Source organism: Bradyrhizobium sp. 613_E4_N2_2, from assembly GCF_052075995.1.
Classification (GTDB): domain Bacteria; phylum Pseudomonadota; class Alphaproteobacteria; order Rhizobiales; family Xanthobacteraceae; genus Bradyrhizobium; species Bradyrhizobium barranii.
This window is the reverse complement of the sequence record NZ_CP197234.1, coordinates 4,398,731-4,417,981: the sequence shown is the minus strand read 5'-3', so window position 1 is coordinate 4,417,981 and position 19,251 is coordinate 4,398,731. Positions and strand designations below refer to the sequence as shown.

The following is a 19,251-nucleotide window of genomic DNA, read 5'->3' as shown; positions in this document are numbered from 1 at the left end:
CGCTCGCCGGATTTGCCGGCTTGGTACCTGCTTAGTAGAGGCCGCGGCCGCTCAGGATGCTGCGGGCCTCGGCGGCGCCGTCGGCCGATGACGGCGCGTTCTCGGTCGCGTAGCGGCCATCCTCGTCATAGGACACTGCGCGCGCGTTCTGGAGCGCTCGGCCGCGGCCCCGGCTGCGGCTCGAGGCCGACATCTCCGAGGTCGCGTTGAGCGACGCCATGTCGGCAGAGGTGTTGCCGAGATTGTAGGGCCGCCCCTCCGGCGTCGGAACCTCGCCGCGAATGGCGCTGCGGTTCGACGATGGCAGCTCCGGCACGAAGGGCCTTGCCGAGGCGACCCGCACCATCGAGGGCGACGGCGCCGGGATCCCGGTGCGCAGGGTCGCCATCAACTGGCGATCGTCGGAGCCTTCCAGCGGCGCCCGGCCGACGTATTCGACACGGACCTTGGCGACGCCATTGCCTTTGAATTCAAGGAGTTCAGCGGCTTTGTTCGAGACGTCGATCAGCCGGTTGCCGTGATAGGGCCCGCGGTCGTTGACGCGCACGATCAGCGATTTGCCGTTCGAGACATTGGTCACCCGCGCATAGGACGGCATCGGCAGGGTCGGATGCGCCGCTGTCAGCGAGGTCATGTCGAACACTTCGCCATTAGCGGTCAGGCGGCCGTGGAAATCGTCGCCGTACCAGGACGCCATACCCTCGGCGCGGTAGTTGACGTCCTCCTCCGGCACGTAGGTCCGGCCGGCCACAACATAGGGCTTACCGACGCGGTAGGTGCCGCCGCCTTTCGGAACCGGATCCCCAAGCGCCACGACCCGCGGGCTCGAGGACACGCCGTATTTCGGATCGACCCGGCTGGCGAACTTGTTCGAGGAGGCGCAATTGGCGAGCGCGAGGCAGGTCGCGACCGCCGCAACACCGCGTGCGGCCCGCAAAACCGAATCTGACCGTCGGATCCCCATGAGCCCCAAATACCACTTCGCCGGAGGCGTACCCAACCCGCTTTGGCTACGGGGGAGCGCTGTCCGGTCCCAAAATCCGAGGCGGCCCACCACCGCGTCGGAAGCAGTAAGGATAACGCAACCCGAACACGGCGGAAATGGGGAGCCCACAGCGTTCACGCCGAGATGGTAAACGGGGCGTTCGCTTCTCCCCGTTGATCTACGGAGCGCAGGCACCCTGCTCTGTGCCACTCCTGGACATTCTGTTGCGCCAAATCCTCACTCCACCCCCATTGTCTTGTGGCTCACTGGAATTCTTTTGACTGTGCAAGGCCGCACGCGTTTTCTCGGTTGCAGGGGCGAACTGGAATTTGACGATGATCGAGACGGTTTCGGCACTGATGGGTCTGGTAAGCGCGGGGATCTTCCTGGCCCATGCGTTTGAAGGTTACCGCACGAGGGCCTGAGGGCATTCGCGCGGACGGCAAGGATCACCTCTTTCAAGACGGCACGTTCGGACAATCTTAATCGATCCGACCGAGCATCAAACACGAGAGCGGCAGGTGTCCCATGCGCAACCATGACTTCGTATCCGATGGCTTCCTGGCACTGACCGCCGGCGGCTTGTTTCTTCTCTGCTCGAGCCTCGTGGCACTGGCCTTCGCCTGAGCACCACCACCAGTCTCCTTCTTTCTAACCACAACTACACCGCGATGCAGCATACAGCGCTGTCCGGTATTGCCCTGCTCCCGTTTAGTTGATTGAATTTCTGCGTTCGGCGCGTCGACTCATTTCAAGAGGCCATCACCAACGAGGGTGACGCAAATGCTTGCTGAGAAATTTTTTCTGGTTCTGGAATCGCTGATCCGCGGCGACCGCACCTATCCCGACGGAAGCCCCCGGGTGATCAGCACCTCCCCGCACGTGCCGGTGAAGCTGCCGGACCGGAAATAGCCGTTCCCCAAACCTCCGAATCACGCGCTGCTCAGCGCAGGCCCAATAGCGAGCGGCGATAAAGGCTGTCGCGGGCCTCGCTCAGGCAGACGAAGCTGCCGTCGAAACCCTGGCCGTACCGCTTCTGGCCCTTGCCGTAGTAGATGCCTTTCCTGAAATCGAGCCAGACCACCTGATCGTGTGGGCAATGACGTTGCGCCTGCGCCTCGTAGCGAAACGGCGTCAGCGGCGTCGCCGAGACCTCCGCGCCACCGGCGCCAACCACGATTGCGACGGCGACCGCGATGCCGCCGAGCCCTTTGCCGAAGCCGCTCCAAGACACCCCCGCCTCCCGATTCAAGCCCTGACTCTTTGGCCGTTCGGCACGGTAGCACGAGACTGCGCGATCTGCCGGCCGCAGCCAGCGGCTTGGCCGTCTTCCACCGGCCATCTTGTCGGGTTACATGAAGGCGAGATCATCTCAGCTCGCGAGGATGCTGCCTGAATGTCGGTTGAGCCTGGACCCGAGTCCGAACTGCGCACCGAGCCCCGCCCGCCGTTGCCGCGTTTGGGCCTGCTGCCGATGATCATCTTCGGCTCGCGCTGGCTGCAACTGCCGCTCTATCTCGGACTGATCGTGGCGCAATGCGTCTACATCGTGCTGTTCCTCAAGGAGCTCTGGCATCTGTCCTGGCACGCGATCGACCTCACCGAACAGCAGATCATGATGAGCGTGCTGGCGCTGATCGACGTCGTGATGATCTCCAACCTGCTCGTGATGGTCATCGTCGGCGGCTACGAGACCTTCGTTTCGCGGCTCGACCTCCAGGGTCATCCGGACGAGCCGGAATGGCTCGGCCACGTCAATGCGAGCGTCCTGAAGATCAAGCTCGCCATGGCCATCATCGGCATCTCCTCGATCGCGCTGCTACGCACCTTCATCGAGGCCGGCAATCTCGGCTCGAACCGCGCCGGCTTCACCGAGACCGGCGTGATGTGGCAGGTCCTGATCCACATCACCTTCATCGCCTCGGCGATCGGCATTGCCTACGTCGACAGGCTCAGCGACTCCGGAATGCGCAAGCACGCCGAGTGAGGGCAACGGCCGGCCTTCTCATTGTTTGCTTGCTTCGAGCTGCGCGAGCGCCTGGTGCAGGCACTCCTGAAGCTTCTGCGCGACCTGCTCGCGCGCCACGCCCTTGGCGGCAAGATCGCCGGACACCTTGCCCACGACATCGTCGATGCTCTGGCTCTCCAGATTGTCTGTCACCAGCGCCGTTGCGTAGCTTGCCGCGGCGTCGCCGCTGAGCCCGAGCTGGCCCGCGGCCCAGAGCCCGAGCAGCTTGTTGGACCGGGCCGTGGCCTTGAACATGAATTCCTCGTCGTGGGCGAATTTGGCCTCAAAGCCCTGCTCGCGCTTGTCGAACGTGGTCATGGTCAGCTCCAATGCGTTTTCGCTGAGGAGAATCGGACTGGCTGGGAGCGAACGTCTCCGTGGTTCTCGTCAGTTTAGGATCATTTGAATCTTCCTCCCGGAAGGCAGAGGCCGTCAAGCCTGCGCGGTGGTGCACCGCAGCCCGGGCGTGGGCACGGCACGCACCAGCGCCGCGCCAGCCAAATCGGCTAGGCAGAGATGTTTACCGTCCGTTAAGCAGACTCGGCGCCGGATGGGCCGGGGGACATCGAGAGCTGGCGCATGAACAAAGAGCTGCGGGAGTTTCGACGGCTTGAACGGGTCTGCCTGGAGCAGGCTGCCCTCTCCACCATGGATCTCGCGCGAAGCGGGTTGCTCAAGGTCGCCGACGATTGTCGCATCGCGGCCGAGGCGATCGAGGCGCAAGCGCCCCGCGGCGCGTTCGCCGGCGCCGTCCAGGCGCTCAAGCTGGCTTTGAGCGCAACGGGAATGTCCAACCGGCATTAGCGGCCGGTCTCCGGTTGGGAGATCGCTTCAGAAGATTGTGGGCGGCGACCGCGTTCGGTCAGCCCTTCGCCTCGGCCGCTTCGCGCGCGAGCCGCTCGGCCCTCAGCCGTTCCTTATTGGCGTAAAACGCCTTCTGGGCCTCTTCGTGATCGCGCATGGCCTTTTCGGCCTCGATCCGGCGTGCGGCATCACGAGCCTGGCGCTGCTCAGGGGTCAGGGGTTTGCGTCGGAAGGAAAGGTCTTCGGTCATGCGGAGACAACGCGCAAGCAACGAAACGGTTCCATGAGTTGAACCCGGCAGTCGACGCGGCCGATTGAAGTATCAACATATCAGATAGTTAGATGATGCATTCGGTCGGCCGGACCTATTGCGTCGACCCCGGCGGCTTGACGCCTGGGAGAGGGCACTGCGGCGCTGCGGGAATCGCGCTGCGCACGGGCGGATCCGGATAGTATTCGGTGTTTTGCTGAACCTGTCGCGCCAACTCCGTGCCTCCGAGCAGCGTGATCAACATCAGCGCCTCGTCGAGGCCCGCGGATATTCCGGCTCCGGTCAGGCGATTGCGATCCAGCACGAAACGCGGATGTCCGTCGGCAACCTTCACCTTCGGGAACAGCGTCGGAAAGCATTCCAGGAAAGCCCAGTGGGTCGTCGCCCAGTGGTCGTCGAGAAGACCCGATGCCGCGAACAGCATCGCCCCCTCGCAGACCGAGCACATGTACTTCGCACCGGTGGCCTGCCTGGTCAGAAATTGGAAGTAGGTCCGGTGCGGATCGTTGATGATCTCGGTGAGCGCGTCTGGATCGCCGCCGGGAATCCAGACGGCATCATACTGGGCGCATTCCGCGAAGGATTTTGCGACCTCGAACGGAAATCCCCGGTTGCGAAACCGTTTCATTCCCGGCTTTGCCGCGACGATCTCGACGTCGAAGTCGGCCCAGTCGAACATTTCGAAGGGACCGGCGACGTCGAGCATGTCGACGCCGTCGTAGACGGGAATGCCGATCTTCATCGCGCGAAATCCTCCCTGCTTCCTGTGACGATCAATGTTTGTGGCCTACGGGCGTCGCCGCGGGTGTCGCCGTCGGCTGCTTGGCATGACGCATCCCCGCCATCCCGAGGCCGCCGCCCGGCGCGTTGAGGTCGGGAACGATTGCGATGTTGGCCATCATGCCCGCGTCCTCGTGGTCCAGGATGTGGCAATGCAGGACATACTCGCCGATGTAGCGGTCGTACCGCGTCCTGACGCGGATCTGATAGTTGTTCTCGACGATGATCGTGTCGCGGAATGTGTGCCACATGCCGCAATACTGGTTGGCCAGTTGCTGCTTGTCGGCATACACGATGTCAGGTTTGCAGGTGCCGTCGGGATTGTAGATCGATATCTGCTGACCGTTGGTGTTGGTGGTGGTGACGTCGATCACCTGGAACGGATTGACGTGGATATGGAAGATGTGCGGCTCGCCTTGCGCGGACAGCAGCCAATCGTCCGTGGTGTTGACCTCGCGCGTGAAGTTCACCACGTCGGGATCATACGAGGCGTTGTTGACCGTGAAGGCCGGGAAGTTGATCGCGAAGGCCGCCTGCTGCTGCTGGCTGCCGGCAGCCGGCGGCGCAAGGTCTTCGAATGGCGCCCACGGCCGCAGATCGCCGTCACGCAGCCCGGTGCGAACGGCGTCCGGCAGCGTCGGATTGGCATCGTACAGCGCCTTGCCGACATAGGCCTGCAGGTCCCCCGTCACGGGCTGCCCTCCGCGCACATGGACATAGGCCAGCAATTGCGGCGTCGTCGGCCCCTGCCCGCCGCCATTGCCGTTGGACACGCGCTCAGCCTTCGGCGCCGCCTGGTTGAGCAGGCAATAGTCCCCGTCCGAGGGGAATACGACGAGGACGTCGCTGCGATAGCCGGGCTGCATGTAGTTCGATTCAAGCACGCCGCCGACTTGCGAGGCGTGCACGGTGCGCAATTTGGTCCGGGTCAGACCGTCGGATGCGATCTCGAACTGCGGGATCAGCGTGCCGGCCGAGGCGTTGCAGGCAGCCAGAAGATCGGCCTTCTGCTGCTCGCGGTTGCCGCTCAGCGCCGAGGTCGCGATCAGGTTCGTTGTGCCGACCGGCGTGGCGCGCACGAGCTGAATGTTGATCGTGTCGTGAATGCCGGCATGCACGAAGCGCCAGCGCTGGATCTCGCCCGCCGGCACGGTGAGCGTCGGCTGCACGATGCCATTGACGCTGGTGAAGCGGCCATTGGTGTCCCAGATCGACGATGAGTCCAGTTGCAAGCCAAAGTTCTCGACGACGCCGGGGCTTACCGGATTGCCTGACGTCGCCAGCGGGCACGTCCACGGCGCGTTGGCGATATTTGCCGGACTGTTGGCGTTGTAGAGCCCCTGCGTGGTGTAGATCTGCTGCCACGGGCCGCCGGGCTGGTTCGGCTGGTTGGCGAAGCAGGCATAGGCGATCTGCTGAAACAGGAAGAGCTGCTCCTTGAACGGGGCGCCGTTGACGTCATGCAGGACCGTGTCGATATCGGCAATCGGCTTCGGGTTCTGCGGCGACGGTGGCGTATAGGGACGCTCGCCCTTGACGACCAGCACGCCCGAGGCGCCGCTCGCCACCTGCACTGCCGTCGAGCCATGACGGTGGGCGTGATACCAGAACGTCCCCGCCGGATGGTCGTTGGGGATGTTGATCTCATACGGAAACTTCGTCTGCGGGGCGATGTTGAGCAGCACGTTGTCGCTGTTGCCGGCGGGCGAAACGTGCAGGCCGTGCGTGTGCAGGTTGGTGGTGTTGAAGCACCCGACCAACGCCGGCAAGCCAAGCCCCTCCGGCGGATTGGGCAAACAGCTCGGGTCGTCCTTCGCGAGCTGGTTGATCAGGTCGACGCGCAGCGTATCGCCGGGCTTGACGAAGATCGCCGGGCCCGACTTGCAGCCGCCATAGGAGCGCAGCTCGACGAGGTCGAGGCCATCCGGTTGCGGATCGGTCGGATCCGGGTTGTTGATGAAGAAGCGGCCGCGCACGAAGTTGAGCACCACCGAGACGATCGAGCCGCTGCGCGAGATCGATCCTTGCGGCCGGCAGCCGCCAACGGCCGGCGCCACGCCGGCCTCCAGGGCCACGACATTGCCCTGTCCGGGCAGCGTCGGCGGCGGTTCGAAAGCACGGGGAACCGGCGCCGCGAATGCTGGAAGGCTCGGTCCCAGCGCGGCGATGACAAGACCAATTCGCGCGAAGCTCTTCATCATGTTGTCCGCCCTACTGTTCCAGAAGACTGCTCGAAGGATTGCGTGAAGGCGCGTCGGCACGCCGGCGCCGCCAGAACGGCCGCTCGGGCCAGCGCGAGACACTGCCGTAGTGCTCGCTTAGCGTCGTCGCGTAGGCCGCAGCTTCGCGCGCGATCCACGCGCCGTAGCGATCGAGAGCGGCCGCATCACCGCGTGCGAGGCAATCGCTGGCGGCATAGGCGGCGAACACACCCGAGCGCATGGCCTTGACCACGCCATGACCCGAGATCGGATCAAAAGCGCTTGCGGCATCGCCTGCACAGAGGAAATGGAAGCCGGCAGTCGTTGCGGCGTACCGGCTGCCCGCAGGGATCAAGCGGGGTGGTTCGAGCCGAATGATCTTGCTCGCGAGCGCCGAGACGAATTGCGTCCTGGCGAGAGCTCTGCGCCAGCCGTCCGGCGTGTTCAGCCTGAGGCCACGCGCGAGATCGGCATCGGTCATGCAGGCAAAGGCGCGCCTGCCCTGGTCGAGTGCCATCGTGTACCACCAGCCGTCTTCAAAGGCCTCGACGAGCAGTTCCGGTGCGGCCGGTCCCGATGTCGTCGCCTCGGCATAGGCCGCAATCAGGCGGTCCTGCGCTTTCGCCCGCGAACCCTGGCGGTCGGCGAGTGCGCGGGCGCGGCCCGTCGCATCGATGATCAGCCGGGCCGAACGGCTGGTGCCGTCGTCGCAAACGACCGACCAGCCGTCCGCCTCGCGCGCGAGATGACAGACCTTCGCATCGACGCGCTCGGCCGCGCGGCAACCCTCCGCCGTGAGCCAGCCATCGAACGCCCTGCGGTCAACGCGCCATGACGGCCCGCGCGCTTCCAGCAGCAATTCGCTCGACGTCAGGCCGGCCTGGTCCCAGGAGGTGAGCGTGCGGTGCGACGGCGCAAAGCCCTGCGCCAGGAAAGTCGGCCACAGACCGAGCTGCCGCAGCACCGGCTGGACCAGCGGTGACAAGACCTCGCCTCGTCCTTCGCCTCGCCCGCGCCGCTCGGACGGCGCGATCACGGCCACCCGAAGCTCCGGCGCGCACATCGCAAGCGCGCGGGAAGCGGCCGCGCCGGCTGGACCTGCGCCTGCAACGATGATGTCGAACGCGGCCAAGGTCAGTCGGCCCGGACTGCGTAGAACGACGCCACCACACCGGCCGGCGCCACCGTGCCGGGCGAGCCGCCGCTGTGCGGGATGGTCCGGATCACCGAGCCGACGATGGCCGGACGCTGGTCGACGCCATTGGGCCAGGCCGGCACCAGCGAGCCCCAATAATCGTAGATCCATTCCTCGCCGCCGACGACGCCGGTGCCCTGGAAACGTACCTGCATCGGCGATCCGTAGGCGCGCGATCCCTTCAGCGCGAGCGACCAGCCTGGGCCGCCGATCGTTCCGGTCAGCAGCTGCATCGGCCCGTCCGCGATATCGATCGTGCCGCGGCCGAATTCGAGATTGTTGAAGGCCGTGTTGACGTCGGGATCATTGAGCAGGCTGCGATAGGTCCAATGTCCGACGAATGGATTGTCGCTCATGATGCCTCGCTTTTGGGATCGGGCCGCGACCCGGTTGTTCGCTCGACGCTGATGTATTTGGGCCCTTGATAACTGTCGGCGGGCTTGACAGCCGGCTCGTAGGGATTGCGCACGATGAAGCCGAGCAGCGACCACTCGGTGACCATCTTGAGGTCGCCGACCGGCGTCTGCGGGACGCCGCGGCTCCACGTCGTCCAGACGTAATTGGGCTTTCCGTTCGAGACCGAGGCGATCTCGAACGACTGCAACGGCCGATGCGCCGGCCACCACAGCGTGGTCCAGGTCTTCTCGTCGCGCCGCAAGCGATCGTCATTGTCGCTGTCGGGCCACAGATTGTTCCAGTCGGCGTAGGTGATGTTGATCGGCTGCGTGGTGCACTCGTTGAAATCGGACTGCCAGGGCAGCCCCATATATTTGGTGAGGTCCCCCGGCTGAAGACCGGTCTCGAAGTCGTTGTCCTGGCTGAGTGGCGAGTTGACGTTGAAGGTCGGGTCGGCAATCACGGTGCCGTGGTCCTGATTGGCCTGGGCGGCGCTCTGCAGGAAATCCGAGACGCTGCGATCGGCGTTGATGCGATACGGCGCCCAGTAGATCGAAGGGTTGCGCATCACCCAGCCGAGCTCGGCGCCCGGACAAAAGGCGCCGCCGAGCACGTTGCTGAGCACGCCGCGGTCGAGCTCGCGGCCGGTCTTCGGCGGTGTCTTCGGATAAGGCGCGAAGGGTGAATAGCCGTCGGGCAGCCAGCCCTCCTCCTTCTCGTTGATGAACCAGCCGCGCGCCCACTGGCCGAGGATGAAGAGCTGGTACTGGGTGAGATGAAGGAACTTCGACGGCGTCTCGTTGGTCAGCGGATTGTCGCCGCACAGCAATGGCATCAGCGGCAGCGAATGGACGCGCGACGATGCACGGTCCTGCACCTGGAAGGAATTGGCCTCGCCCGCACGGCGCAACAGATCGAACAGGAAGCGGCGCATCGGTCCGTAGGGATCGTCGGCCTTGGAATAGTGGGTCGGATCTGCGACCGCCGCCACCGCCATGACCGCTTCGCCCTGACTGGCATCGCGCAACGGTGCATCCGACGGTGTTGCCGTCGCCGTCGGCCGCGTCGCGCGTTTCGGAGTCTTCGATAATTTGTCGGGATCGAACGTGCCGCGCTGCGCCTGATCGTGCGGGTAGTTCGATTGCTGAAGGATATCGTTCAGATATCTGAATTCATCCGGCCGGAACAGGATCGGCCAGATGTCGCGATAGAACCACGGCCGGTAGTTGCGATTCCAGGCAAGCCGGCCGGCCTGCCAGTGGCGCAGCGCCGCCTCGTCGCGGAACGGGATCTGCTGCGGATCGTCATAGGTGCCGAGCGTCCCATAGATGCCGGTATCGGTGGCGAACTGGCGCACATAGAGATCGTACAGCACCTCGTCCATCGTGATCATGTCGAGGATCTCAGGGACGAAGCGCGGATAGCCGACCACGACCCAGGCCGGAAACTCGACGTCGATGTAGCGGGTCTGGCCGACCTGTTTCGAATACATGATCAGCCGCGCCATCACCGGGCCGTCGGAGATGTCGTCGTACCAGCCGTCGGTGTTGGCATAGTCCTCGATCTTCGGACCGAAGCTGCCGTTGACGTCCATGCCCGAATTGCCGTGACCGCCGAGCACGACCAGGCGGCCCTTGTTGTCGGTCATCATCTCGCCCAGCGTGTCGATGTCGAACGGCTGGAGGCCCCTGGGCGGGAACGTGGTGGCATAGCCGCCGGGGCCGCCCGAGCGATCGAAATGCGCGCGCCGGTTGGTGGTCGCATTCACGCTGCGCGGGCCGGGATCGATGATGAGCAGGTCGCGGTCCTGGCCAGTGATGTCGGCGTTGCGGCGCGCACTGCCGGGGGCGTAGCCATGCTCGCCCTTGAGCTCGGTGAACGGGTACCAGGAGGCTTTCTTGTTGGCGACATAGACGCGCCACTGGATGTCGACGAGCACACCATGATTGCCGCCGCCCTCCACGGCATCGCCGAGCGCCAGCGGCCTGCCTTCCGGGGACTCATCGTCATAGACGAAGATCTGGAAGCGCGCGGCCTGGCGCTTCACGCGGCCCTGCGCATCCTTGAAGGTCTTGACCGGAACAGGTGTGACCCCGTCGGGGCCGTGCACGGGATTGCCGAAACTGTCGCAGGCGATCGGCATCGCCGCGGGCGTCTCCGGCGCGAGGTAGAATTCGCTGTCGCTGTTGCCCAGGCGCGCGATGCCGATGCCCGGATGGATTCGATACGTCGCCATGACTTCCCCGCCGCTTTCTCAATCCAGGAAACTGATCGACACGCCTTCCAGCTTCAGAAGCTCCCTCTCCTCCTGGTAGTCGCCGCCGATCACGACCAGTGTGATCTGAAGCGGGCCCTTCTTCTTGAGCGCCTGCCTGGCGGCGGCCGTGACGTCGATGCGATGGACGCGTGGCGTGTTGTGGCTACGCCCGCGCTGGTCGAAGCGCCGCGGCTGCGGCGGCGGGATATCGCAATGGCCGGGACCGCCGTAGCAGGCCCCATGTCCGAAGATCGAGATGTAGCCGGCGTAGTGCGGATTGCCCTTGATCGGCGTCGAAGCGTCGGCCCCGGGTTCGTTCAGGAAGGCGCGCACGAAGCAGGAGCGCATCAATTGCGGCACCTGATGCAGGCGGATCTCCGCGCGTTTGAAGCTGCGCGCGGCCTGCGGCACGTTGATCGGCTGCGACACGAAGCGGCTGACCGGCGCCTCGAGCCCGACCGGCATGAAATGCGAGCTGCGAACGTATTCGTAGCCGAACGGCGCGATGTCGAGCGTGTCGCGGATGGTGTAGTTCCACGGCGACAGCACGGAATCGAGATCGGCCGGCAGCGCATTCGGATTGAGCTTCTGCCACTCCCACCAGATCCGATCGATATTGACGTGGATCGGCCAGAACACCGGGTCGTAGGAGGCCGTCAGGTTGCTGAACATGTCGCCGGAGCGCGGCTGCGAATAAAGATCCGGGCGGGCGTGGAAACGGCGCCCGCCGACCTGTACGGCATCGTTGCGCCGCTTGGCGAGCGCGCGCAGACGTGTGGTCTCGGCGTCGGATTGCGACGCAGCCGCCGCGGTCGGGGCATCTTTGCAGACATAGGTCGCCTGCCCTGCATCCGGATTCTGCCCACCGGTCCAGATGTGCATGGTGTTGTGCGGATTCTGGTCGAGGAACCCGAACGCGGCGTCGTAGATGCTGCCGCCGCCGAAGTCGCGGAAATTGTTGAGGCTCAGGATCTGGGCGATGTCGTCGGCCGACGGGTAATGATAGTTGATCGCCTGGTTGATAGTCTGTCCCTTGGGATATTCGGCCGGATAGCGCAGCGGATACCAGAGCGAGTTCGACTGAAGCAGCGCGTCGATGAAGCGCTGGCGGTTGGCATTCTCAGGATCCGGCGTGACGGCCGCATAGCCGATCTTGCTGATGACGTAGCAGAAGAAGCCGTGCTGTGAGGTGAAGGTGACGCGGTCATGCGCGAGCGCCAGGATCGCCTTCTTCTGCGCCGCCGTCGGCGCCGGGTCGAGCGCCGCCAACAGCGTCTCGGCCGCTTCCTCGGTGAGATAGGCCTTCATCGAATTCGGAATGATGCGGCCCTTGTCCGGCTCCTCCGGCCGGTACTCCGGCATCGTGAAGTCCCAGTACGGGAGCATCAGCCCGGGCTCGAAGTCCTGAAGGTTCTGCTCGAACTCGTAGAGATAGGCGCGGTGCCAGGGCAGGAAGCGCTCCCAGCCGTGCTGGCAATGATTCTGGTGGATCAGCGCCTGGTTGTTGTAGTTGCGCCGGTCTTCCGGCCAGTGGTCGAGATCGTAAAGCCGGCGGAAGCCGCGGCGCAGGCGTTCGAGCTGCGGCTCGCTCATGCAGTCGATGTTCATGCGCCGCCGGGGCTCGCCGGCATCCGCGGCCGGCGAATAGCCGTCGGCAGCCACCGCAAATTCGGCGATCTCGCTCACCTTCACCGTCGCCGTCTTCGCCGGCTTGCCAGGCGCAAGCTCAACTGCGACGCTGGTCGCATCATCCGGGCAGCCGGCATCGATCCAGTCGGCAATGCGGTCGACGTCAGCGGGCGCGACGCGCTTGCCGCCCCATGGCAGCGCCGGGAACCGGCCGCCATCGAACGGTGCGTCACCGCGCAATCCCTTGATCAATCCGGATGCGTCGCTGCGCGCATGCGGCGGGATGCAGCAGGCGTGGCCCTCCGGCACTGGAGCAACCATCTTGATGCCGAAGATCTCGGCCGTCTCCAGCGCCTGTGCGCCCTTGTCCCAAAACCGCCCAGCACCACCATAATCAGCGGTGCTATCGCCGGCAGCTTCATCCAGGATCGCCTTCACGCGCGCATAAGCAACGGTCAATGCTTCGGTGTCCATTCCAGCCCCCGGACAGCAAGACGAAGAAGGCGGCCGGAGACTAATCACAACTTTTGGGTGATGTCACGTAGACACGCACCTTCAACGTCGAAGCAAGCGCGAATATTTTTCGGGGTTGCGTGATCTATTTCATACAACCTCTATCGAAACGACAGATCTGGCCATGCGTCGTGTGGATGAGGCGGATGCGAGCACGAGTGCGTTGCTCAAGCTCAGCGCCGGCCATCGGACGTGTCCGGTCATCAAACGCTGCGTGATTGAGCGTAGCGTGCATTCCAGTCGTCGTGGGATGAAGCCGAGCCACACCGGGAGCGAATCCGCGCCGAACGACTGCTCGACGAAGCCGAGCTTCGCCCTTCCCGGCCCGTTTCCCCATCGGACTTGGTTTTCCCCCGCAAGCGCCAACTTCGCGTTGCCTTGCGCGGTCGACTGCGTTAAGCGACAACCATTCTCTGTCCGGAAGGGTGGCCGAGTGGTTTAAGGCACCGGTCTTGAAAACCGGCGTGCCCGCAAGGGCACCGTGGGTTCGAATCCCACCCCTTCCGCCAAAACATCAACAAAATCAATTAGTTAGCTCGTGGTTTTCGCTTCAGCGCACAATCGAACGTACAATCGTCGCTTGGTGGCGCCGTAAGCGTCGCGGTGAGATCGAGTCGATTTGTCGCAGTTCGGACGAGGCGACGCCCGATCCCAACACTGATGCCGCCGCCGATCTCATCAGCTTTCCGACGTCGCGATGGACTGTCGTGTTTCGACGCGATGCATCGAAGGAGCGACAAGACGGTCCTTGAATCACAGCGATGGCGTCGCGCATCTATCCACACCCACGACCGGCAGTAGCTCGCGAGCATTCCGCGCCGCTAGGAATCGATAATTTGACTCTCGCCTGCGCCGCGGTTCGATGGCGTCATGACCAAGGCAGAGAACAGAGCGGCGGCGAGAGCTTGGCACCAAGAGCGCATGCGTCAGCGCGCGGAAGAAGTGCGGGCCGAGGCGGTAGCAGCCGACCTGGCCGAACTCGGCCGGCTTCGCCACTACCTCATCTTTGGCAGGAAGGATCGCCGTGCCGACCGCGAGAAGCTGATGAGCGCCATTGACGACTACGTCGGTGAGATGACTGGCGACCGAACCGCGCTGCACGCCAAAAACCACAAGTGCGGGTGAAGCAGTACGGCCTGGGGACGAAGAATCGGGTAGTCGATCTGCATGAAACTCGCCGCCGAACGTGCCTTTGCCGCTCCTGAAGCCGCCGCCCGCAAACTGGTCGAGCTCGCGAAGACCATTGAAGCTGTCCAGGACGGTCGCATTCACATCGAAAAGCTCAATGCTCCGTTTCTCTACACGCTCAAGGCCACCGGGTTGGAGTTCGGCGCCGGCATCAAGCATGCAGTTGAGAAGGGCTGGCTCGAGCTGCACGAGAGCGGGACCTATGTCCGGCTGATCGACACCAGCGCAAAAGCGGCCCCAGCAAAAGACTAAGTTGCCGGGGCCGTTTGGAGGCTACCTTGGCGGTAATGGGGTCGCCAGGTGGTCATGAGCATAGGAAAAACCGGCAATCAGTTCTGTCCACTTGTGCCCAAAGCGGTATAGGTCCTCATCGGGAACGGAACCGATCGCAATGAAGTTTAGAAGGGACGGCCCGCCAGCGTGACCAGCGGGCTGGTAGCGATCGTCAGGCGCAGTCGCGACCTCCGCGGGGTACGATCGAAGTACTGGCTGGCTCGTGGAGCTTCGCGCGCGTTCTCAATGTCCGAAAGGAGGTTCCAATGCGTACTCCGGCCTTGGCGATTTTGGCAATCGGGATGGCATCAACAGAGCCGGCGGCAGCTCAGACGTATAATCCGGCCTATCCGGTTTGCCTGCACGTTTACCGCGCGGGGGCCAACTATTACGATTGCAGCTACACATCGCTGCCTCAGTGCAATGCTTCGGCATCGGGCCGCGCCGCAGAGTGCGCCATAAATCCATACTTCGCGGGCGTGGAAAACCCCGCAGCTTATCGGCGGCACGGCCGCCGCGCCTACTAGGGCAGTTGCGAGAGACGCCCAGCCCGCCAGCGTGAACCGGCGGGTTGCTGCTTGGGCCGCCTGCGTTTCGGTACCGCAATCCCTAGCGGCTTGTGTCGACGCTACCACCGCGCTTCTATCGGACGATCCGATCAAGACGGCAGCCCGTTATACAACCAAATATCTGATCTTTCATTTGGGTGCCTACCCGGCAACCCCTAATGCAAGCGCGCACATCGTCGCCCCACACACGGCCCTTGGTTTGAGAACTCGAGATACATCGATTGTTGCATGCCTTGTCGTTATCGGGGCATTTGGACAAACACGCCGCAAGGCCAAGTCGCTCGCCTTCTGAAAATGTCGCTTCTTGGGCGGTTGCGAGCGTCGTTGTTGTCGCCGCAGTATAAAGGGCTAGCGCGAGCGCGCTCTTTAGGATTTCTGTAGCCGACATTATCTCCTGCCTCTGTTTGAGACCTCGGAAAGCAGCGTACGCCGGATACACCACCAAGGCGCAAGGCGGCCAGGAAATATCGGATCGCGAAGTAGGCCGCCCGCGTGAGCCGGCGGGCCTGGCTTCACGGACGTATCGTCCGCTCAATTTCACGGGCCGCCCAGGTCGCAACCATCATCGCGAACCGGAAGCGCTCGCGCGTTTCCGCAGGTATTTGGATGCTGCGAATTGCGAGGCTGTTCACATGTTCGGACCCGACAGCATGCTATTGTCGGTGCGGTCATGCCGAACTGTTCGTTTGAATGGCTTCCAATAGAATTAAGTAGGACGAGCAAATATTCGGCTCTGATGCGCTGAAGCTGTTCGTACACACAAGGGTCCTGCCATGGAAATCGGGACTTGGCTGAAAAGTTTGGGCCTAGGACGACATGAGTCCCTGTTCATCGCGAACGCCATAGATTGCGATGTGTTGCCGCAATTGACAGAAGTTGACTTCGAAAAGGTTGGCATCCCACTCGGCGACCGGAAACGCCTCGTGAATGCGATCAGTGCGCTTCCCTCCAGCCTTCCCTCCACTGTCGTGAATGCTGCAATTGCGCAATACGCGGAACGGCGCCACCTCACGGTAATGATCTGTGACTTGGTCGATTCGACCGCCCTGACGGCACGCCTTGACCCGGAAGATATGGGCGCCGTCATCGATGCCTATCACGCTGCTTGTGCTCGTATCACGCGCTCCTATGACGGCTTTCTCGCCGACTTTCGCGGAGACGGCATTCTTGCGTATTTCGGCTATCCCATTGCGCACGAGGACGATCCCGAACGAACTGTAAGAGCTGCGCTCGATATCATTGCTGCTGTCGCACGGCTTGAAACCCGCGCTGGAGAACCGCTCGCGGTGCGTATCGGTATCGCTACCGGCATGGTGGTAGTCGGTGACCTGGGCGGCGAAGGCAAACTTCGGGAGCACTCCGTGGTTGGGGGCGCTCCCAATATCGCGGCTCGCGTGCAAGCCTTGGTCGAGCCGAACACCGTGGTCGTCGCAGACTCCACCCGTCGTCTCCTTGGCGATATCTTTAGTCTTCGCGACCTTGGCGCCCACCACCTCAAGGGCATTAGCGAGCCGGTGAGCGCGTGGGCCGTCCAGGGCGTCTCGGCTTCCGAGAGCCGCTTTGAGGCGGTGCGTCCGACAGAACTCGCCCCTGTCATCGGCCGCGATTCCGAGTTGGAGTTCTTGTTGGAACGTCAACGTTTGGCTCGCACGGGCGAAGGCCAGATCGTTCTCATCTCAGGCGAGCCGGGTATCGGGAAATCGCGCTTAGCAGCGGCTCTGGCTGAACGTGCAGCTAAGCATCAACCACACGTGCATTTCCGTTATCAGTGCTCGCCTTACCACGCCAACAGCGCACTTCATCCCGTGGTCGAGCAGTTGGAAAGGAGTGCCGGATTTAAGGCGGACGATCCCGTCGAGACGCGGCTTGACAAGCTGGAGGCACTCCTCTCGTTGAGAGCACCGCAAGTTCAGACGGTAGTACCACTTTTTGCTGAGCTGCTATCGATCCCATTCGCGAGCCGTTATCCAAAACCGCAGCTAAGCCCCGCCCAGCAGCGTCGCCGCACACTTGCCGCGCTGCTCGATCAATTCGAGAGCCGTTCTCGCAAACAGCCCATCCTGTTGCTTATCGAAGATGTTCAGTGGGCCGACGACACCACCCTCGAATTGCTCGACCTCATCGTAGAGCGAGCCCGACAGTTGTCTATCCTTGCGCTGGTTACCTTTCGACCAGAGTTCGAGCCTCCCTGGACCGGTCTTGCAAATGTCGGAAGCCTGGTCCTCGGACGGCTCAACCCAGATGATGTCAAAGGTGTTGCCACGCAGGTGGCCAATGGCCGAGCGCTTCCGATCGACGTGATGAAGCAGATCGTAACAAAGACTGACGGAAATCCGCTCTTCGTGGAGGAACTCACCAAGGCTGTCCTCGAAGCTGGCATTCTGATCGAATGCCAGGATCGCTATCAGCTCGGGGGACCGTTACCGCCCTTTGCCATCCCGGAAACCCTTCACGACTCCCTGATGGCGCGGCTCGACCGCCTGCATTCGGTGAAGGAGATCGCCCAGATTGGCGCCACCATCGGTCGCGAATTTTCCTATTCCTTGATGCGGGCTGTGGTCGCTCGAGAGGAAACACGGTTGCAGCATTCCCTCTCCGAACTCGAGGAGGCCGGGCTTATTTTCCGCGAAGGTGACCTGCCGGATGCCATTTATAGCTTCAAACACGCATTGGTGAGGGATGCGGCTTATCAGAGCCTGCTGAAGACACGGCGGCGGCAACTCCATGCGCAAATAGCGCGCGTGCTTGAGGAAGGATTCCAGGATGCCGTCGTGAACGACCCTGAAATCCTTGCGCACCATTTCACCGAAGCCGGCATGCTTGAGAAGGCAACGGACTATTGGCTCAAGGCCGGAAAGCGCGCGCTCGGGCGCTCCTCCAATGCCGAGGCTGTAAAACATCTCACGCGAGGAATGGAGCTGACCCAGCAACTGCTCAGCTCGCCGCAACGCGATCGCAAAGAACTGGATTTCTATCTGGCCCTTGGTCCTGCAGTCGCCGCAACTGAGGGCGATGCCGCGGCTGAAACGTCGCGGGTCTTCTCACGGGCTCGCGCGCTGCTAGGCGAAAGTGTCAGCCTAGAAGAACGGATGACGATCCTGTGGGGCAGCTACCTAGCCCACAGTATGCGCGCGGAGTATAGCTCAGCGCTGGAGGATGCCCGGTACGGCCTCGCGTTGGCCGCAGAGCATGATCATCCCGGCGTGGCCGTCCTAGCCACGCGCTTTATTGGACAATCATTGCATCTCACGGGTGCCTTCGCCGACGCACGCGAACACCTCGATCGCGCCCTCGCACTGTGCTCAACCAATCCAGCCACGATATCGACCTATCGCCGCTTCGGAGTCGATGACGCGGTGAACAGCCTGGCGTGGCTCTCGACGACGCTATTGGTCCTTGGCTATCCTAAACAGTCTACAACAATCGTCGAGCGTACTGAAACTCTTGCTCGAACGAGGGAACAAAGCTTTACGACGGCCCTGGCCCTGGGGAACATAGTCGTTTTGGGCACAATCGGCGGCGACGCAAAGCGCGCTTTGGCTCACGCCGACGAAGCGATATCGCTCAGCATCGAGCATGAATTTGCGGCAATTGAACGAAGAGCACGTTTTTTCCGCGGAGCGCTATTAGCCCAAGGAGGGGATCTTCAAGTCGGGATCGAACTGATGCGCGGCGCTTTGACGGCAACTTACCAAAACTCTGAACGGTGCCGCCGCACTCTCTATTTGGGCCATCTCGCCTTCGCTCATGCCCAGCTCGGAGAGCTTGAAGTTGGACTGCGCCTGCTGGACGAAGGCGTTCAGCTGGCCGAAACAACAGGGGAGAGTTTCTTTGAGGCCGAGTTGTATCGTCTTCGGGGCAACATCAACCTAAAACTCGGCAGGCGTGACCAGGCAGAGGCCGCACTGCAGCGAGCCGTGGCGATTGCGCGGCGACAACAAGCTCGCTGGTGGGAGTTGCGTGCCTCGATCTGTCTCGCGCGGCATTGGAGTAACGAAGGCAGATATTTCGAGGCTTGGTCCCTCTTAGAGCCTATATACACTTGGTTCACCGAAGGTCGGGATACACCCGATCTGACAGACGCGAAAAATCTCGTGGACGAACTACGCTCAGTTTCAGGAATGAAATCGGTTTCAGGAATGAAAGATGAGCCAAAGCGTGGCAGCTGTTGACCAGCACCGC

17 protein-coding genes and 1 tRNA gene are annotated in these 19,251 nt (G+C 62.8%); 8 read left to right on the top strand and 10 right to left on the bottom strand.

Translation table 11 applies throughout. From position 1 onward, the window contains the following. Positions 1 to 31: 31 nt before the first annotated feature. Complete coding sequence (locus AB7290_RS21180) at positions 32 to 964, bottom strand: septal ring lytic transglycosylase RlpA family protein (protein ID WP_085401508.1); 933 nt, start codon at positions 962 to 964, stop codon at positions 32 to 34. A gap of 804 nt (positions 965 to 1,768) precedes the next feature. On the opposite strand from AB7290_RS21180, the gene AB7290_RS21175 reads away from it, so the two are divergent. Continuing rightward, positions 1,769 to 1,897, top strand: a complete 129-nt coding sequence (locus tag AB7290_RS21175) for a hypothetical protein (protein WP_256374848.1) — start codon at positions 1,769 to 1,771, stop codon at positions 1,895 to 1,897. Between the two features lie 31 nt (positions 1,898 to 1,928). Here the strand turns inward: AB7290_RS21175 and AB7290_RS21170 are convergent, their stop codons facing one another. After that, complete coding sequence (locus AB7290_RS21170) at positions 1,929 to 2,219, bottom strand: hypothetical protein (protein WP_071913898.1); 291 nt, start codon at positions 2,217 to 2,219, stop codon at positions 1,929 to 1,931. A 162-nt stretch (positions 2,220 to 2,381) separates the two neighbouring features. Here AB7290_RS21170 and AB7290_RS21165 point away from each other — a divergent pair, with 162 nt between their 5' ends. Further along, entirely contained in the window at positions 2,382 to 2,972 is a 591-nt protein-coding gene (locus AB7290_RS21165) for a TIGR00645 family protein (RefSeq protein ID WP_063983282.1), read from the top strand. Between the two features lie 18 nt (positions 2,973 to 2,990). Here AB7290_RS21165 and AB7290_RS21160 read toward each other — a convergent pair whose 3' ends face one another. Next, positions 2,991 to 3,311 (bottom strand): DUF1476 domain-containing protein, encoded by a 321-nt coding sequence (locus tag AB7290_RS21160; protein WP_063986370.1) that lies wholly within the window; start codon positions 3,309 to 3,311, stop codon positions 2,991 to 2,993. 261 nt (positions 3,312 to 3,572) lie between these two features. Here AB7290_RS21160 and AB7290_RS21155 point away from each other — a divergent pair, with 261 nt between their 5' ends. Further along, positions 3,573 to 3,797, top strand: coding sequence for a hypothetical protein (locus AB7290_RS21155; RefSeq protein WP_028153369.1), 225 nt, complete (start codon positions 3,573 to 3,575; stop codon positions 3,795 to 3,797). 58 nt (positions 3,798 to 3,855) lie between these two features. Here the strand turns inward: AB7290_RS21155 and AB7290_RS21150 are convergent, their stop codons facing one another. The 7 genes from AB7290_RS21150 to AB7290_RS21120 all read right to left on the bottom strand — a co-directional run bounded on the left by AB7290_RS21150 (position 3,856) and on the right by AB7290_RS21120 (position 13,000). After that, the gene (locus AB7290_RS21150) at positions 3,856 to 4,047 is read right to left on the bottom strand and encodes a hypothetical protein (protein WP_028153368.1); all 192 of its coding nucleotides are present in this window, start codon (positions 4,045 to 4,047) and stop codon (positions 3,856 to 3,858) included. Between the two features lie 115 nt (positions 4,048 to 4,162). After that, entirely contained in the window at positions 4,163 to 4,810 is a 648-nt protein-coding gene (locus AB7290_RS21145) for a DJ-1/PfpI family protein (protein ID WP_085401509.1), read from the bottom strand. Positions 4,811 to 4,841: 31 nt separating this feature from the next. Then, a complete protein-coding gene (locus tag AB7290_RS21140; RefSeq protein ID WP_085401510.1) occupies positions 4,842 to 7,049 on the bottom strand; it encodes a multicopper oxidase family protein in 2,208 nt (735 codons plus the stop codon). 10 nt (positions 7,050 to 7,059) lie between these two features. Then, positions 7,060 to 8,181 (bottom strand): tryptophan 7-halogenase, encoded by a 1,122-nt coding sequence (locus AB7290_RS21135; RefSeq protein ID WP_244623034.1) that lies wholly within the window; start codon positions 8,179 to 8,181, stop codon positions 7,060 to 7,062. 2 nt (positions 8,182 to 8,183) lie between these two features. Continuing rightward, complete coding sequence (locus AB7290_RS21130; protein ID WP_063983279.1) at positions 8,184 to 8,600, bottom strand: hypothetical protein; 417 nt, start codon at positions 8,598 to 8,600, stop codon at positions 8,184 to 8,186. Then, positions 8,597 to 10,876 (bottom strand): LodA/GoxA family CTQ-dependent oxidase, encoded by a 2,280-nt coding sequence (locus AB7290_RS21125; RefSeq protein WP_085401511.1) that lies wholly within the window; start codon positions 10,874 to 10,876, stop codon positions 8,597 to 8,599. Before AB7290_RS21125 ends, AB7290_RS21130 begins: the two co-directional genes overlap by 4 nt. Positions 10,877 to 10,894: 18 nt before the next feature. Then, positions 10,895 to 13,000, bottom strand: a complete 2,106-nt coding sequence (locus AB7290_RS21120; protein ID WP_085401512.1) for a tyrosinase family protein — start codon at positions 12,998 to 13,000, stop codon at positions 10,895 to 10,897. 458 nt (positions 13,001 to 13,458) lie between these two features. Here AB7290_RS21120 and AB7290_RS21115 point away from each other — a divergent pair. The 5 genes from AB7290_RS21115 to AB7290_RS21095 all read left to right on the top strand — a co-directional run bounded on the left by AB7290_RS21115 (position 13,459) and on the right by AB7290_RS21095 (position 19,241). Then, a tRNA-Ser gene (locus AB7290_RS21115) sits at positions 13,459 to 13,548 on the top strand. Between the two features lie 361 nt (positions 13,549 to 13,909). Next, positions 13,910 to 14,164, top strand: coding sequence for a hypothetical protein (locus AB7290_RS21110; RefSeq protein ID WP_038937372.1), 255 nt, complete (start codon positions 13,910 to 13,912; stop codon positions 14,162 to 14,164). Positions 14,165 to 14,206: 42 nt separating this feature from the next. Continuing rightward, positions 14,207 to 14,479: a hypothetical protein gene (locus AB7290_RS21105; protein ID WP_063983276.1), complete on the top strand. Its 273-nt coding sequence runs from the start codon at positions 14,207 to 14,209 to the stop codon at positions 14,477 to 14,479. A gap of 287 nt (positions 14,480 to 14,766) precedes the next feature. Continuing rightward, positions 14,767 to 15,027: a DUF3551 domain-containing protein gene (locus tag AB7290_RS21100; RefSeq protein ID WP_071911927.1), complete on the top strand. Its 261-nt coding sequence runs from the start codon at positions 14,767 to 14,769 to the stop codon at positions 15,025 to 15,027. A gap of 815 nt (positions 15,028 to 15,842) precedes the next feature. Beyond that, positions 15,843 to 19,241: an AAA family ATPase gene (locus AB7290_RS21095; protein WP_085401513.1), complete on the top strand. Its 3,399-nt coding sequence runs from the start codon at positions 15,843 to 15,845 to the stop codon at positions 19,239 to 19,241. The last annotated feature ends 10 nt before the right edge of the window (positions 19,242 to 19,251 follow it).

What these genes read in the sequence shown, in the direction of transcription:
- AB7290_RS21180 (WP_085401508.1), bottom strand. Translation starts at nt 964, where the DNA reads ATGGGGATCCGACGGTCAGATTCGGTTTTGCGGGCCGCACGCGGTGTT.
- AB7290_RS21175 (WP_256374848.1), top strand. Translation starts at nt 1,769, where the DNA reads ATGCTTGCTGAGAAATTTTTTCTGGTTCTGGAATCGCTGATCCGCGGC.
- AB7290_RS21165 (WP_063983282.1), top strand. Translation starts at nt 2,382, where the DNA reads ATGTCGGTTGAGCCTGGACCCGAGTCCGAACTGCGCACCGAGCCCCGC.
- AB7290_RS21160 (WP_063986370.1), bottom strand. Translation starts at nt 3,311, where the DNA reads ATGACCACGTTCGACAAGCGCGAGCAGGGCTTTGAGGCCAAATTCGCC.
- AB7290_RS21155 (WP_028153369.1), top strand. Translation starts at nt 3,573, where the DNA reads ATGAACAAAGAGCTGCGGGAGTTTCGACGGCTTGAACGGGTCTGCCTG.
- AB7290_RS21150 (WP_028153368.1), bottom strand. Translation starts at nt 4,047, where the DNA reads ATGACCGAAGACCTTTCCTTCCGACGCAAACCCCTGACCCCTGAGCAG.
- AB7290_RS21145 (WP_085401509.1), bottom strand. Translation starts at nt 4,810, where the DNA reads ATGAAGATCGGCATTCCCGTCTACGACGGCGTCGACATGCTCGACGTC.
- AB7290_RS21140 (WP_085401510.1), bottom strand. Translation starts at nt 7,049, where the DNA reads ATGATGAAGAGCTTCGCGCGAATTGGTCTTGTCATCGCCGCGCTGGGA.
- AB7290_RS21130 (WP_063983279.1), bottom strand. Translation starts at nt 8,600, where the DNA reads ATGAGCGACAATCCATTCGTCGGACATTGGACCTATCGCAGCCTGCTC.
- AB7290_RS21125 (WP_085401511.1), bottom strand. Translation starts at nt 10,876, where the DNA reads ATGGCGACGTATCGAATCCATCCGGGCATCGGCATCGCGCGCCTGGGC.
- AB7290_RS21120 (WP_085401512.1), bottom strand. Translation starts at nt 13,000, where the DNA reads ATGGACACCGAAGCATTGACCGTTGCTTATGCGCGCGTGAAGGCGATC.
- AB7290_RS21110 (WP_038937372.1), top strand. Translation starts at nt 13,910, where the DNA reads ATGACCAAGGCAGAGAACAGAGCGGCGGCGAGAGCTTGGCACCAAGAG.
- AB7290_RS21105 (WP_063983276.1), top strand. Translation starts at nt 14,207, where the DNA reads ATGAAACTCGCCGCCGAACGTGCCTTTGCCGCTCCTGAAGCCGCCGCC.
- AB7290_RS21100 (WP_071911927.1), top strand. Translation starts at nt 14,767, where the DNA reads ATGCGTACTCCGGCCTTGGCGATTTTGGCAATCGGGATGGCATCAACA.
- AB7290_RS21095 (WP_085401513.1), top strand. Translation starts at nt 15,843, where the DNA reads ATGGAAATCGGGACTTGGCTGAAAAGTTTGGGCCTAGGACGACATGAG.